General features: G+C 67.5%; 15 protein-coding genes. 11 read left to right on the top strand and 4 right to left on the bottom strand.

From position 1 onward, the window contains the following. Window positions 1-12 precede the first annotated feature (12 nt). The 6 genes from rnpA (at window position 13) to BWQ93_RS17455 (ending at window position 4,615) form a co-directional block, all read left to right on the top strand. Window positions 13-351, top strand: coding sequence for a ribonuclease P protein component (gene rnpA, locus BWQ93_RS17480; protein ID WP_077031607.1), 339 nt, complete (start codon window positions 13-15; stop codon window positions 349-351). A 154-nt stretch (window positions 352-505) separates the two neighbouring features. Beyond that, window positions 506-718 carry a membrane protein insertion efficiency factor YidD gene (yidD, locus tag BWQ93_RS17475; RefSeq protein WP_077031606.1) on the top strand — a complete coding sequence of 71 codons (213 nt, stop codon included), beginning with the start codon at window positions 506-508 and terminating at the stop codon, window positions 716-718. 44 nt (window positions 719-762) lie between these two features. Continuing rightward, window positions 763-2,535: a membrane protein insertase YidC gene (yidC, locus tag BWQ93_RS17470; protein WP_077031605.1), complete on the top strand. Its 1,773-nt coding sequence runs from the start codon at window positions 763-765 to the stop codon at window positions 2,533-2,535. Continuing rightward, a complete protein-coding gene (yihA, locus tag BWQ93_RS17465) occupies window positions 2,532-3,203 on the top strand; it encodes a ribosome biogenesis GTP-binding protein YihA/YsxC (RefSeq protein WP_077031604.1) in 672 nt (223 codons plus the stop codon). The genes yidC and yihA overlap by 4 nt, the downstream gene beginning before the upstream one ends. A 42-nt stretch (window positions 3,204-3,245) precedes the next feature. Further along, window positions 3,246-3,914: a glutathione S-transferase family protein gene (locus BWQ93_RS17460; RefSeq protein ID WP_077031603.1), complete on the top strand. Its 669-nt coding sequence runs from the start codon at window positions 3,246-3,248 to the stop codon at window positions 3,912-3,914. Between the two features lie 62 nt (window positions 3,915-3,976). After that, the gene (locus BWQ93_RS17455) at window positions 3,977-4,615 is read left to right on the top strand and encodes a hypothetical protein (protein WP_077031602.1); all 639 of its coding nucleotides are present in this window, start codon (window positions 3,977-3,979) and stop codon (window positions 4,613-4,615) included. On the opposite strand, the gene BWQ93_RS17450 is transcribed toward BWQ93_RS17455, so the two are convergent. Continuing rightward, the gene (locus tag BWQ93_RS17450; protein WP_077031601.1) at window positions 4,612-5,079 is read right to left on the bottom strand and encodes a cupin domain-containing protein; all 468 of its coding nucleotides are present in this window, start codon (window positions 5,077-5,079) and stop codon (window positions 4,612-4,614) included. The genes BWQ93_RS17455 and BWQ93_RS17450 overlap by 4 nt on opposite strands. A gap of 96 nt (window positions 5,080-5,175) precedes the next feature. On the opposite strand from BWQ93_RS17450, the gene dapE reads away from it, so the two are divergent. Then, on the top strand, window positions 5,176-6,309 hold the full coding sequence (gene dapE, locus BWQ93_RS17445; RefSeq protein WP_077031600.1) for a succinyl-diaminopimelate desuccinylase: 1,134 nt from the start codon (window positions 5,176-5,178) through the stop codon (window positions 6,307-6,309). Here dapE and BWQ93_RS17440 read toward each other — a convergent pair. The 3 genes from BWQ93_RS17440 to BWQ93_RS17430 are packed head-to-tail and all read right to left on the bottom strand — an operon-like array spanning window position 6,306 to window position 8,861. Further along, a complete protein-coding gene (locus BWQ93_RS17440; RefSeq protein ID WP_077031599.1) occupies window positions 6,306-6,875 on the bottom strand; it encodes a Smr/MutS family protein in 570 nt (189 codons plus the stop codon). The two genes, dapE and BWQ93_RS17440, sit on opposite strands and share 4 nt — an antisense overlap. 1 nt (window position 6,876) lies before the next feature. Next, complete coding sequence (locus BWQ93_RS17435) at window positions 6,877-8,217, bottom strand: murein transglycosylase A (RefSeq protein WP_077031598.1); 1,341 nt, start codon at window positions 8,215-8,217, stop codon at window positions 6,877-6,879. Between the two features lie 5 nt (window positions 8,218-8,222). Beyond that, the gene (locus BWQ93_RS17430) at window positions 8,223-8,861 is read right to left on the bottom strand and encodes a Tim44/TimA family putative adaptor protein (RefSeq protein WP_077032506.1); all 639 of its coding nucleotides are present in this window, start codon (window positions 8,859-8,861) and stop codon (window positions 8,223-8,225) included. A gap of 291 nt (window positions 8,862-9,152) precedes the next feature. On the opposite strand from BWQ93_RS17430, the gene secB reads away from it, so the two are divergent. From secB to BWQ93_RS17410, 4 genes are all read left to right on the top strand, one after another. Beyond that, the gene (gene secB / locus BWQ93_RS17425; RefSeq protein ID WP_077031597.1) at window positions 9,153-9,668 is read left to right on the top strand and encodes a protein-export chaperone SecB; all 516 of its coding nucleotides are present in this window, start codon (window positions 9,153-9,155) and stop codon (window positions 9,666-9,668) included. A 27-nt stretch (window positions 9,669-9,695) separates the two neighbouring features. Next, window positions 9,696-11,288, top strand: coding sequence for a murein biosynthesis integral membrane protein MurJ (gene murJ, locus BWQ93_RS17420; protein ID WP_077031596.1), 1,593 nt, complete (start codon window positions 9,696-9,698; stop codon window positions 11,286-11,288). Between the two features lie 3 nt (window positions 11,289-11,291). Next, complete coding sequence (gene trpS, locus BWQ93_RS17415) at window positions 11,292-12,290, top strand: tryptophan--tRNA ligase (protein ID WP_077031595.1); 999 nt, start codon at window positions 11,292-11,294, stop codon at window positions 12,288-12,290. Window positions 12,291-12,472: 182 nt separating this feature from the next. Further along, entirely contained in the window at window positions 12,473-13,162 is a 690-nt protein-coding gene (locus tag BWQ93_RS17410; RefSeq protein WP_077031594.1) for a DUF4136 domain-containing protein, read from the top strand. Window positions 13,163-13,267 lie beyond the last annotated feature (105 nt).

Genomic DNA, 13,267 nt, shown 5'->3' with positions numbered 1-13,267 from the left:
CCGGCTAAGCTGGTGCGAACGCTTTCAAAACGCAGCGAATTTCTGGCCGCCAACCGCGGCCTTCGCTTTCCCATGCCCGGCTTCGTACTGCTCGTCCGCGTGCGCGACGATCACGATGTTACGATGGGCATCGGCTACACCGTCAGCAAGAAGGTCGGCAACGCCGTCACGCGCAACCGGATGAAGCGCCGGCTGCGCGCGCTGTGCCGCGCCGCGCTGCCCGAATCGGGGATCGCGGGCGCCGACCATGTCCTTATCGGCCGCCCCGGCGGCAACGACATCGTCTTTGCCGAACTGGGCGAGCAATTGACCAATGCGCTGACCCGCGCTGCGAAGAAGCTGGCGAAATGAACGCCCTCGCCGCCGTTTCACCACGTCACCCCGGACTTGATCCGGGGTCCCGCTGGTCGCCGTCGCTGAGCGGGACCCCGGATCAAGTCCGGGGTGACGAAGAAAGAAAAGCGCGAATCGCGAATGAAGTTGCGCGGTTTTCCGGGCTTTTCTTATGATCGCCCGGCTGCTCATCCTCATCGCGCGCGGCTGGCAACTCGGCCCGTCGCGCATCCTGCCGCCGACATGCCGCTATCAGCCGTCGTGCAGCGCTTATGCCATCACCGCCCTGCAACGCTATGGTGCGATCAAGGGTGGCTGGCTCGCGACAAAGCGGCTATTGCGCTGCCACCCGTGGGGCGGTCATGGGCATGACCCGGTTCCGTAGACCAAATTCCTCCGACATTTTCAGACGAAGAGAGACCAAAGAGCGTGGACGACAAGCGTAACTGGATCACGGCCCTGCTGCTGTCGGCGGCGATTCTGTTCGGGTGGGGCTATGTGTCGGATAAATTCTTCCCGACCCCGGCCAAGCCCGACGTGACCAAGACGGTCGCGGGCACGAACGGCGCCCCGGCGACCGGTCCCGCCCCCGCAGCGACGCCCGACGGCGTGCCGCCCGTCGCGGGAACGGTGGCAGCACCGGGCGCGCCCGCCGCTCCGGCGGTTGCCGCAATTCGCCCGATCGAAACCGTGCTCGCCGAGGGCCAGCGCGTCGCGATCGAGACGCCGACGATCAAGGGCTCGATCAACCTGGTCGGCGCGCGCATCGACGACATCACGCTCACCAAATATCGCCAGACGATCAAGAAGGACGCGCCGCCGGTGCGCCTGTTCGCGCCCGCCGGAACCAAGGGCGCCTATTTCGCGACCACCGGCTGGTCGGCGCAGGGCATCGCCGTCCCGACCGCGACGACGCTGTGGACCGCGAGCGGCACGCGCCTGACCCCGACGACCCCCGTGTCGCTGAGCTGGGCGAATCCGACCGGCCAGACCTTTCGCATCGATTACAGCATCGACAGCAATTATCTGATCACCGCGAAGCAGACGGTGGTCAATGCGGGCACCGCGCCGGTCGTCGTGCGCAGCGGCACCTATATCGACCGCACCGGCATCCCGACCGACCCGCACGAGGTCGACAGCTGGACGATCCACGTAGGCCCGACCGGCTATCTCGACGCCAAGTCGAACTTCACCAATTATGGCGAGCTCGACGATGCGCCGAGCCGCACGATTTCCTATGCGTCGGCCGGCTGGCTGGGCTTTACCGACAAATATTGGCTCGCGGCCGTCATCCCGGCAAAGGGCGAAAAGGTGTCGGCGGCGTTCAACGCGCTGGGCAACACCAGCTATCGGGCGGCCTTTGCCAGCGAGCTGGTGCAGCTCGCCCCCGGCCGCCAGATCACGACGACCAGCCGCATCTTCGCGGGCGCCAAGGAAGTCGCGACGCTCGAGCGCTATCAGGACGACCTTGGTATTACCCGCCTGTCGAACGCGATCGACTGGGGCTGGTTCGAATTCTTCGCGGTGCCGATCTTCAAGCTGCTCGACTGGCTGTTCCGCCAGCTCGGCAATTTCGGCGTCGCGATCATGGTGCTGACGCTGATCATCCGCCTGCTGATGTTCCCGATCGCCAACAAGCAGTTCGCGTCGATGGCGCAGATGCGCGTCGTGCAGCCAAAGATGAAGGCGCTGCAGGACCGCTACAAGGACGACAAGCCCAAGATGCAGCAGGAGCTGATGAAGCTCTACAAGGACGAGAAGATCAATCCGCTCGCCGGCTGCCTGCCGATCCTGATCCAGATCCCGATCTTCTATGCCCTCTACAAGGTGCTGATGCTGACGATCGAAATGCGGCACCAGCCGTTCGCGCTGTGGATCAAGGATCTGTCGGCGCAGGATCCGGCGATGATCCTCAATCTGTTCGGCCTCCTCAAATTCACCCCCCCGTCGCTGCTCAGCATCGGCGTGATGGCGGTGATCCTGGGCATCACCATGTGGCTGCAGTTCCGCCTGAACCCGCCGCCGACCGACCCGGTGCAGGCGCAGGTGTTCAAGATCATGCCGTGGATGTTCATGTTCATCATGGCGCCCTTCGCCGCGGGCCTGCTGCTCTACTGGATCACGAACAACGTGCTATCCATCGCGCAGCAACAGTGGATGTACCGCAAATTCCCGGCGCTGAAGGCGGCGGCGGCGAAGTGAGCGACGACCAGCCAGCCGACCAGCTTGGGCCCGGGGCCGATCCCGAGCGCCCCGAGCGCGCGCGCAAGCTGTTTTCGGGGCCGATCGCCTTTCTGAAATCGGCGCCGGCGCTGGAACATCTGCCGGCGCCGTCGATGCCCGAGATCGCCTTTGCAGGGCGGTCAAACGTCGGCAAGTCGTCGCTGCTCAACGCGTTGACCAATCGCAACGGGCTGGCGCGCACCTCGGTGACCCCCGGGCGGACGCAGGAGCTCAACTATTTCGACGTCGGATCGCCCTTGGTGTTCCGGCTGGTCGACATGCCCGGCTACGGCTTCGCCAAGGCGCCCAAGGATGTCGTCAAGAAATGGCGCTTCCTGATCAACGATTATCTCCGCGGCCGGCAGGTGCTGAAGCGTACGCTCGTGCTGATCGACAGCCGCCACGGGATCAAGGACGTCGACCGCGACGTGCTCGAGATGCTCGACACAGCGGCGGTGAGTTACCGGATTGTGCTGACCAAGGCCGACAAGGTGAAAGCGACCGAACTGGCGCGCGTGCTGGCCGAGACCGAGGCCGAGGCGCGCAAACATCCCGCGGCGCATCCCGAGGTGATCGTGACGAGCAGCGAGAAGGGCATGGGCATCGCCGAACTGCGCACCGCGGTGCTGGAGGCGGTCGAGGTTTGACTTTCGCTCCACTCCCCTTGAGGGAGGGGGCAGGGAGATCGCATGAAACTGTTCATCGGCAATAAGGCCTATTCCAGCTGGAGCCTGCGCGGCTGGCTGGCCGCCAAGCATAGCGGGCTGCCCTTCGAAGAGGTCACCGTGCCGCTCTACGACGAGGACTGGTCGAACCGCCGCGAGGGCGACGAGTTCGCGCCGTCGGGGGGCAAGGTGCCGATATTGTGGGACGGCGAGGATATCGTCGTCTGGGACAGCCTGGCGATCATCGACTATCTCAACGAAAAGACCGGTGGGACGCGCGGATACTGGCCCGAGGATATGGCGGCGCGCGCGATGGCGCGGTCGATGGCGGCCGAGATGCATTCCTCCTTCGCGGCGCTGCGCCGAAACCACAGCATGAACATCCGCCGCATCTACCCGGCGGCCGAGCTGCTGCCCGAGGTGCAGGCCGATGTCGTGCGCATCGTCCAGATCTGGGCCGAGGCGCGCGCGCGCTTCGGCGGCGAGGGCGATTTCCTGTTCGGCGACTGGTCGGCGGCCGACATCATGTTCGCGCCGGTGGTGACGCGCTTCATCACTTACTCGATCCCGCTGCCGCGCTTTGCCGTGCCCTATTGCCAGGCGGTGATCAGCCACCCGTGCATGCAGGAATGGATCGGCGGCGCGCAGGCCGAGGATTGGGTGATCGAGCAGTTCGAAAAAGCCGATAGCTGAAATGTCGCCGCGATGAACGCGGCGTTCAGCCCGCGCTGCCCCGCAGGCGGTAAGAAGGCGGCATGAAGAAGATCCTTCTCGCCTCCGCCCTCGCGCTCGGCGCGGTCGTCATCACCGCCGCCGCGGCGCCCGCGAGCGATTGGGAAATTGGCCCGGTCATCCGAGGCAAGAATTATTCGGTCGGCATGCCGCTCGCGCCGCGGCCCGAGCGTGGCGGCTGGTCTTTCGACTTCCCCGTCGGCAGCAAGGCCGCGGGGCATGTCCATTATGTGACCTTCCGCCCCGGCTCGCTCGCGGGCAAATCGCGGATCACCGTGCGCTACCGCGTCGATGCCAAGCCGGGGACGCGCTTCGTGCCGCAGGCGAACCCCGACCGCGCGGGCACGGTGTCGCTCTACCTCCAGCGCCGCGGCGACAATTGGAACGCGCGCGGCCACTATCAATATTATCGCTGGTACGCGCCCGCCGCGACGGTGCGCGAGCTGGCGCCCGGTGTGGGCGAAATCAGCGTGAGCCTCGACGATCCGCAGTGGATCTCGGTGCTCGGCCAGCCCGCCGCGCACAGCCCCGAAGCGCTGGAGGACGCGCTCGCCGATGTCGAGCGCATCGGGCTGGTGTTCGGCTCGTCGAACGCGCGCGGCCACGGGGTTTACGCCACCGCGCCTGCGAAGTTCGTGATGACGGGGTTCCGGATCGATTAGGGAATCCGCTTGGTCGGATAGGGCGTCCCGTCCTTGTGGAAATAGCCGTCGGGCGTAAAGAGCATGTCGATGTCCGAATAGCCGCCGCCGGTGTCGTATTTCTTGCCGCCGCCGAGCGCGACGAGGATGCAGTCGGCGTCCGATTCGTTGACCAGATGATGGCCGTTGGTGCTGCCCTTGGGCCACACCGCGATGTCGCCGGGGCGCATCGGCCAGCGGCCGTCGTCCTCGACGAGCACCGCCTCGCCCGCGATCATGATCACCATCTCGTCCTCGCCGTCGTGCCAGTGGCGCTGCGACGACATCGCGCCGGGTTTGAGCACGACATGACTCGCGGCGAAATCGCTGATCCCGGTGACGGGCGCGAGGCGGCGGTACCAGCGGCCCTGCACCGCCGCGTCATAGGGCGCGGGATAGCCGGTCGCATTGGTTTGCGGGATGGCATCGAGATCGAGCTTGGGCATGGGGCAGTCCTGCTTCATGTTCTGCCTTTGTTTCGCACAATCGGCACATAATGCAAAGCCTCGACTTCGCGGCACGCGCGGGCGTAAAGGGCAGGGATGACGCACCGTATCGACCCCGTAGACCTCGCCAAGGCGCTGATCGCGGCGCCCTCCGTCACCCCCGCCACCGGCGCGGTGTTCGACGTGCTCGAGGCGGCGCTGACCCCGCTCGGCTTCACCGTCGAGCGTTTCATCGACGGGATCGAGCCCGACGGGCCGGTCGAGAATCTGCTCGCGGTGCGCAAGGGCAAGGGACCGCGGCATTTCGGCTTTGCCGGGCATCTCGACGTCGTGCCGCCCGGCGTCGGCTGGACCGGCGATGCCTTTGATCCGCAAGTGCGCGGCGATCTGCTCTACGGTCGCGGCGCGGTCGACATGAAGGGTTCGATCGCGGCGTTCGCCGCCGCCGCGGCCGCCACCCCGGTCGAGGCCGGGACGATCAGCCTGATCATCACCGGCGACGAGGAAGGCCCCGCGATCTTCGGCACCCGCGCGCTGATGGAGCATATGGCGGGCCGCGGCGTCGCGCCCGACATGATCGTCGTCGGCGAGCCGACCTCGGTGAACCGTCTCGGCGACATGGTGAAGATCGGGCGGCGCGGGTCGGTCAATATCTGGATCGACGTGCCGGGCACGCAGGGGCATGTCGCCTACCCCCACCTCGCCGACAATCCGATCCCCAAGCTGGTCAAGATATTGGCGGCGATCCACGCGGTGGTGCTGGACGAGGGCAACGACTGGTTCCAGCCGTCGAACATCGAATTCACCGATATCGAGGTCGGCAATGGCGCGACCAACGTCATCCCGGCGTCGGCGCGCGCGCGGCTGTCGATCCGCTTCAACGACCAGCACAAGGGCGCCGACCTGGTCGCGATGATCGAGCGCATCGCGCGCGAAGTCGAACCGAAAGCCAAGGTTCTCGGCAAGATTTCGGGCGAAGCCTTCCTCACGCCGCCGGGCGATCTGTCGGGGCTGGTCGCCGAGGCGATCCATGCCGAGACGGATATCATGCCCGAAATGTCGACGACGGGCGGCACATCGGACGCGCGGTTTTTGCACGCGCTGTGCCCGGTGGTCGAGTTCGGGCTGACCAATGCGACGATGCACAAGCTCGACGAGGCGGTCGCGATCGCAGATTTGCACAAGCTGGCGGCGATCTATCGCGGGATATTGATCCGCGCGCTGGCCTAATCCTCGCGACCTCGCCGCATGATCACATAGACCGCCCCCGCCCCGCCGTGACTGATATGCGCCGGGCGAAGCGCGACGATCTGGTCGGCATAGGGCGAATAAGCGAGCCAGTCGGGGAGCGAGGCGCGGATCGCGCCGCGCGGGCGGGGATCGCCGTGCATCACCGGTAGCCGGTCGGCGCCGGGGCGCAGCCGCCCCGCGACGACGAGCAGCACGCGCGCGCCGCGGATCAGCGCGCGGTGGATGCTCTCGTCGAGCAAGGCCTGCGCCGAGGCCAATGTATGCCCGTGCAGGTCGATGCTCATGTCGGGCCGGACGAGCCCCTTGCGCAGGCGGCGGTCCCAATGGCCGTCCAGCGTCGCGGCGCTGTGCGTGCGGCGTGGCGGGGGGACCGGCGACGGCGGGCGGGCGGCGGGCGACGCCGTAACGCGCGGCTGGGGCTTGGGCGGCTTGACCGTCGGCGGGGCGGCGGGGGCGAGCGGAGCAGGTGTCTTGGCCAGCGGCTTTACCGTCGCCGCGACTTTTCGCCAGAGCGCCGACTCGTCGGGGGCGAGCCGGCGGGCCATATCAACGCCGGATCAGGCGCGCGATGCTGGTACGCGGCAAGAGGAGCAGCGCCGAGCCCCGGCCCGACATGCCGCCGGCGATCGCGCGCGCGTCGTTGCCGGCGCCCCAGAAGCTGTCGAAGCGGTTGGCGCCCTTGATCGCACCGCCCGTGTCCTGCGCGATCCACAGCCCGTTGGGCTCGGCGCGGTCGAGCGAGAGGAAGACGGGGGCACCGAGCGGCGTATATTTGGGATCGGCGGCGACGCTGGCGCGACCGGTGACGGGCACGCCGAGCGCACCCAGCGGCCCCGGACCCGTGATCTCGCGAAAGAAGACCCAGCTCGGGTTCTCGTTCATCACCGCGGCGCCGCGCACCGGGTCGGCGCGCAGATAATCGAGGATGCCCTGCATCGAGGTCTGGCCGGGCTTGAGTTCGCCGCGGTCGGCGAGCAATTTGCCGATGCCGACATAGTCGCGCCCGTTCTGCGTGTCGTACCCGATGCGCATCACCCCGCCGTCGGGAAGGCGCAGGCGCCCCGAGCCCTGGATTTGCAGGAAGAAGAATTCGGCGGCATCGGCCGCCCAGGCGATTTCGAGCCCGCGCCCTTCGAGCGCGCCGCGCTCGATCGCCGCGCGGTCGTAATAGCGCACGAGGTTGCTGCCATCGACGCGGCCGCGAATCTTCTTGCCCTTGAGCTCGTCGGAGAATTGGCCGAGGTCGACATCGACCAGGTCGGCGGGGCGGCGATAGACGGGGACGTCGTAGCCCGCGCGCCTGGTGCGCGATCCGGCGATCTCAGGCTCGTAATAGCCGGTAACAAAGGCGGTGCCCGCGCCGACCTGCACCGTGCCAAAATAGCGCTGGAAAAAGGCCAATGCATCATCGTCGCGCCAGTTTTTCGCGGCGTTGCAGCTCTCGTTCCAGTCGGCGTTCTGCGTCAGCCCGCTGACGTCGGCACGGCGCGTCACCGAGGGGCAGCTGAGGCGATAGGCGGCAAGCGCGGCGCTGGCCTGCGACGAGGTCACGCCCAGCGTGTCGAACTCGGGCCCGGCGACCACGCCCGCCTCGGCGGCGGTAGTAGCGCCCGCGGGTACGGCTGAGGCGGCGAGCACCGGGTTGGGCGTCGCCGGGATCGGTTTCGCCGCGGCGCTGCCGCTTTCGGACGGGCGCGGCGTGTAGGGGCGCGTCGGGCCGGTCGGCGCGCTGGACGTCGGGGCGTGGGTCGGCGCGGGGACCGGGCGCGGCGTCGTTTCGACGCGCCCGCTGCCCGCATCGGGGATCACCGACGAACAGGCCGACAGTGCGGGCAGGCTGGCGAGGAGGGCGAATCCCAGCGCCCTGGTGGAGACGGGGCCGGGCATCGACGTCAGGCGGATTCGGCTTCGTCGAGCTGCCAGTTGGGATCGCCGCTGCCGAGCCGGCGGCGGAAGGTCCACAGATCGTTGGTCTCGGTCGCGTCGATCATCGAGCCCGCGATCATGTTCCCATCGGCATCGCGTGTGACCGCGCTGATGTCAGCCCGGTAGCGGACGGTGACGCGCGCTTCGCCGCCCGACAGCTCGACCGCAGTGATCCGGGCCGAATCGATGCGCACGAGGCGGTTGTCGAGGCGCTCGCCGCGCGCCTCGCGCGCGTCGATCGCGTCGGCGAACGCCTGGTAGCTGTCGGCGTCGCAGAGATCGCGCAGCGTCTCGCGGTCGCCGGCCCAATAGGCCTCGAGGATCATGCGATAGGCCGCCTCGGCGCCTTCCATGAAGCGGCCGGCGTCGAACTGGCGGTCGGCCGCGAGCAGCTGGCGCAGCCCGGCCTCGGCCGCGGGTTCGTAGACGAGGCCCGAAGTGTCGGCGCTGCCGCCCTGCGGCGACGGCGGGGCTTCGGGGTCGTCGATGCGCAGCGGCGCGGGAGCGGCGCGTTCGTCGCGGCGCGGCAGTACGGGCTCCTGCTCGTGCCCCGTGCGCTTGCCGAGCACCGAATAGAGCCGCATGCCGAGGAAGGCGGCGATCATGGCGAGCAGGACGATCGAAATGGCTGTCACGGGCTGGAGTCCAATGCGGTCTTTGGGAAAGTCTTGGCCGATACATAGGCTATCGGCGGCCATGTTTCAAATCTCCATGGCCGCAGCCATGCCTCAGGTCAACGTCCGGTGCGCGGAACCGGTTGCCTTGCGCGCCCCCAGACCGCCCATTGTGCTGCCCGCCCGGCGCTGCTAAGCGCCCCGGCAACCGCCCGCACCGCCGGATCGGGCCGATCCGGAAGCGCGGGCCCTTTCATTCGATACAGGGAAAGCATCACAGTCATGGCCGACGAAACGACGCCCGAATTCACCCCCGAAACGCTGAGCAACGGCGAGGACAACAGCCCCGCGATCGGCCTGATCTCGCAATATGTGAAGGACCTGTCGTTCGAAAATCCGAACGCACCGGCGATCTACCAGGTGCAGGAAGCGCCGCAGATCGACGTCCAGTTCAACATCGGCGCCGACAATGTCGGCGACAATCTGTTCGAAGTGTCGCTGAAGATCGACATCACCTCGAAGTCGGGCGACCTGACCGCCTTCGTCGTCGACCTGAAATATGCCGGGCTGTTCGGCGTGCGCAACGTCCCCGAAGACCAGCTGCAGCCCTTCTTCCTCGCCGAAGCGCCGCGCATCCTGTTCCCCTTCGCGCGCCGCGTCGTCGCCGACGTCGTACGCGACGGCGGTTTCCCGCCGCTGCTGCTCGAGCCGATCGATTTCCACGGCCTTTTCCAGCAGCAGGCGCAGCAGATCGCCGCCGAACAGGCCGGCGATATCGCGCCGGTCGGGCAAGCCTAAGCCTCGTCGGCGGGGCGGGCTGACGGGGTGAGCAGCCTGATCAAGAGCGTCGGGACGATCGGCGGGCTGACGATGGTCAGCCGCGTCTTCGGTTTCGCGCGCGACATGCTGCTCGCGCGCGTGCTCGGGGCGGGGCTGGCGGCCGACGCCTTCCAGCTCGCCTTCACCCTGCCCAACACCTTTCGCCGGCTGTTCGCCGAGGGCGCCTTTTCGGTGGCCTTCGTGCCGATGTACAGCCGCGCGCTGCACGGGGAAGAGGGCGAGGCAGCGGCGGCGAAATTCGCCGACGACGTGCTCGGCGTCTTCCTCTGGGTCCTGTTGGTCTTTTCCGCGGTCGCGATGATCGCGATGCCCGGCATCGTGTGGGTGCTGGCGCGCGAATATCAAACGGTGCCGGGCAAGTTCGAGCTCGCGGTCTTCCTGAGCCGCATCACCTTTCCCTATCTGGGGCTGATAAGCCTCGTCGCGATGCTGTCGGGGCTGCTCAACGCGCGCTCGCGCTTTGCGCCGGGGGCCGCGGCGCCGGTGCTGCTCAATATCGTGCTGATCGCGGGTATCTTGATCGGCGCCGAGATGCGCGGGCCGGGCGGCGACGACCGCATCGTCGCGATCGCGCTCGCGATCTCGGTGTCGCTCGCGGGGGTGCTGCAGCTCTTTTACCTCTGGTGGTCGGTGCGGCGCGCGGGGTTGAAGCTGCACATCCGGCTGCCCAAGCTCACGCCCGAGGTCAAGAAGCTCGGCATGCTGATCCTGCCCGCGACCTTCGGCGCCGGCATCTATCAGATCAGCCAGTTCGTCGACACCTTCTTCGCGACCAGCCTGCCGCAGGGATCGCTGACCCTGCTCAAGCTCGCCGACCGGCTGAACCAGCTGCCGCTCGGTATCGTCGGCATCGCGCTCGGCACCGCGATCCTGCCGATGCTGGCGCGCCACATCCACAGCGGCGACGGCGCCGAGGCCCAGCGGCTGCAAGCCAATGCGTTCGAGATCGCGACTTTGCTCACCCTGCCCGCCGCGGTCGCGCTCGCGATCTGCGCCCCCGCCTTCACCGCCGCCTTCTTCGTCGGCGGCAAGTTCACCCCCGAGGACGGCGCGCTGATGGCGCATATCGTCGTCGCGCTCGTCGCGGGCCTGCCCGCCTATGTCATCGTGAAAATCCTGAACCCCGGCTTTTTCGCGCGCGAGGATACGAAGACCCCGGTATGGACCGCGCTAGCCTCGCTGATCGTCAACATCGGCATCAACCTCTATGTCGTCGAGCGTTACGGCATCGTCGGGCTGGCGGGGGCGACCGCGGTGTCGGCCTCGCTCAACTGCCTGCTGCTCTATATCATCTTGCACCGCCGCGGCTGGTTCCATTTCACGATGAAGCTCGGCGGGCGGATCCTGCGCCAGTTGGTCGCGGTCGCGGTGATGGGCGCGCTGCTGTGGTGGATGATGCCACGGCTCGCGCCTTATTATGGCGGCGGGGTGTTCGAGCGCATCTGGTCGCTGTCGGCGCTGTGCGCCGCGGGCGGCGTGGCCTTCCTGACCACCGCCTTCCTCGTCGGCGCGCTTGACAAGGAACTCGTCGCCATGCTCACGCGGCGGCGCGCCAAACCCGCGCCGGCACAGGAGTAGATCATGCGGACGCTGTCGGGCATCCAGCCCACCGGAAATTTGCACCTCGGCAATTATCTGGGCGCGATCCGCAACTGGGTGCGCATGCAGGACGAGATGCCGGGCGAGAAGCTCTATTTCCTCGCCGATCTGCACGCGATTACCGTCTACAACGACCCCGCCGAGCTGACCGCGAACACGCGCGAGATGGCGGCGGCGCTGATCGCCGCGGGGATCGATCCCGAGAAGGCGATTCTCTTCAACCAGGCGCGCGTGCCCGCGCATGCCGAGCTCGCCTGGCTGCTCTTCTGCACCGCGCGGATCGGCTGGCTGAACCGCATGACGCAGTTCAAGGAAAAGTCGGGCAAGAACCGCGAGGGCGCGAGCGTCGGGCTCTACGCCTATCCGGTACTCCAGGCGGCTGACGTGCTGCTCTACCAGACCACGCACGTCCCCGTCGGCGACGACCAGAAACAGCATCTGGAGCTGGCGCGCGACATCGCGGCCAAGTTCAACCTCGACACCGGGACCGACACCTTCACCCTGCCCGAGCCGACGATCCCCCCCGCCGCGGCGCGGATCATGAGCCTGCGCGACGGCAGCGCGAAGATGTCGAAGTCGGACCCGAGCGACGCAAGCCGGATCAACCTGGTCGATGACCGCGACACGATCATGGCGAAAATTCGCAAAGCCAAGACCGATCCGGAGCCGCTGCCGTCGGAAGCGGCAGGGCTCGAGGGGAGGCCCGAGGCGAAGAATCTCGTCGCCATCTATGCCGCGATGGCCGACGAAAGCGTCGACCACGTACTCGCGCGCTTCGCCGGACAGGGGTTCGGCGCGTTCAAGCCCGCGCTCGGCGAATTGCTGGTCGAGACGCTGGCGCCGATCGCCGAGCGGCTGAATGCGCTGAAGGCCGACACCGCGGCGATCGACGCCGCGCTGGAAAAGGGCGCCGAGCGCGCCCGCACCCTCGCGCAGCCGACGCTCGACGCGGCCTATGCCGCGCTGGGGCTCTGCCGCTAAGCGCAAACAGCGAACCGTCTGGCGCAGCAGCGAAAATCTTGTCTTCCGCCCGCCGCCACCCCATATCGTGTGGTGCAACCGGTTGCGGCAAGGCGAGTTCAACCAAGGTTAAGTCGCATCGGCGTAGTCATGCTATAAAGAGCGGCGTGCATGGCGCGCCGACTCACGGAGCGAAGACGATGATGAAGACCCTGACTTTCCGCCGGCTGAGCCTCGCCGCGCTGACCGCCGCGACGCTGGCGATTGCCGGCTGTGCCACCCCCTTCCGCGCCGATGTCGCGCGCTTCCAGACCCAGCTGCCCGCCCCGCAGGGGCAGAGCTTCACCGTCGAGGCGGGCGATCCCCGGCTCGCGGGTGGGATCGAGTTCGGCCAATATGCCAATCTGGTGTCGGGCGAGCTGACGCGCTTCGGCTATCGCCCCGCGGCGCCCGGCGAGCGCCCCGACATGGTCGTGCGTATGGGCTATGACATCGACAAGGGCCGCGAGCGCGTGCGCAGCACCTCCGGCTTCGGCGACCCCTGGTACGGCGGCTATTACGGCCGCGGCTTCTATCGCCCGGTGATCGTCACCGGCCGCGGCGGCCGCCGCTTCGTCTATGGCTATCGCGACCCCTTCCTGTGGGGCGGCTTCGGCCCGGGCTTCGGCTATAACGACGTCGAGAGCTACACCGTCTACACCAGCGGCCTCGACCTCCAGATCAGCCGCGCGTCGGACGGCTATCGCCTGTTCGAGGGCCGCGCCGAGGCGCAGTCGCGCGACAACAATTTGCAGGCGATCGTCCCGAACCTGGTCGAGGCGATGTTCACCGGCTTCCCCGGCAATTCGGGCGAAAAGGTGCGCATCACCGTGGCGCCGCCCGAAAAGAGCTGATCGCGCCGCCATTGGCCAGACAAAAGGGCCCGCCTTCCGAAAGGACGGCGGGCCCTTTTGTTGTGGACGAACCGGTGGACAAGTCCGGGGATAACCCCGGCAGAA

Source organism: Sphingopyxis sp. QXT-31 (genome assembly GCF_001984035.1).
GTDB lineage: Bacteria > Pseudomonadota > Alphaproteobacteria > Sphingomonadales > Sphingomonadaceae > Sphingopyxis.
The sequence above is the reverse complement of the archived record's forward strand: the minus strand, read 5'-3'. Positions and strand labels throughout refer to the sequence as shown.

Bases quoted from the DNA above. Each gene is read 5' to 3' on its own strand.
- yidD (WP_077031606.1), top strand. From the start codon at position 506: ATGATCGCCCGGCTGCTCATCCTCATCGCGCGCGGCTGGCAACTCGGC.
- BWQ93_RS17460 (WP_077031603.1), top strand. From the start codon at position 3,246: ATGAAACTGTTCATCGGCAATAAGGCCTATTCCAGCTGGAGCCTGCGC.
- BWQ93_RS17455 (WP_077031602.1), top strand. From the start codon at position 3,977: ATGAAGAAGATCCTTCTCGCCTCCGCCCTCGCGCTCGGCGCGGTCGTC.
- BWQ93_RS17450 (WP_077031601.1), bottom strand. From the start codon at position 5,079: ATGCCCAAGCTCGATCTCGATGCCATCCCGCAAACCAATGCGACCGGC.
- dapE (WP_077031600.1), top strand. From the start codon at position 5,176: ATGACGCACCGTATCGACCCCGTAGACCTCGCCAAGGCGCTGATCGCG.
- BWQ93_RS17440 (WP_077031599.1), bottom strand. From the start codon at position 6,875: ATGGCCCGCCGGCTCGCCCCCGACGAGTCGGCGCTCTGGCGAAAAGTC.
- BWQ93_RS17435 (WP_077031598.1), bottom strand. From the start codon at position 8,217: ATGCCCGGCCCCGTCTCCACCAGGGCGCTGGGATTCGCCCTCCTCGCC.
- BWQ93_RS17430 (WP_077032506.1), bottom strand. From the start codon at position 8,861: ATGATCGCCGCCTTCCTCGGCATGCGGCTCTATTCGGTGCTCGGCAAG.
- secB (WP_077031597.1), top strand. From the start codon at position 9,153: ATGGCCGACGAAACGACGCCCGAATTCACCCCCGAAACGCTGAGCAAC.
- trpS (WP_077031595.1), top strand. From the start codon at position 11,292: ATGCGGACGCTGTCGGGCATCCAGCCCACCGGAAATTTGCACCTCGGC.
- BWQ93_RS17410 (WP_077031594.1), top strand. From the start codon at position 12,473: ATGAAGACCCTGACTTTCCGCCGGCTGAGCCTCGCCGCGCTGACCGCC.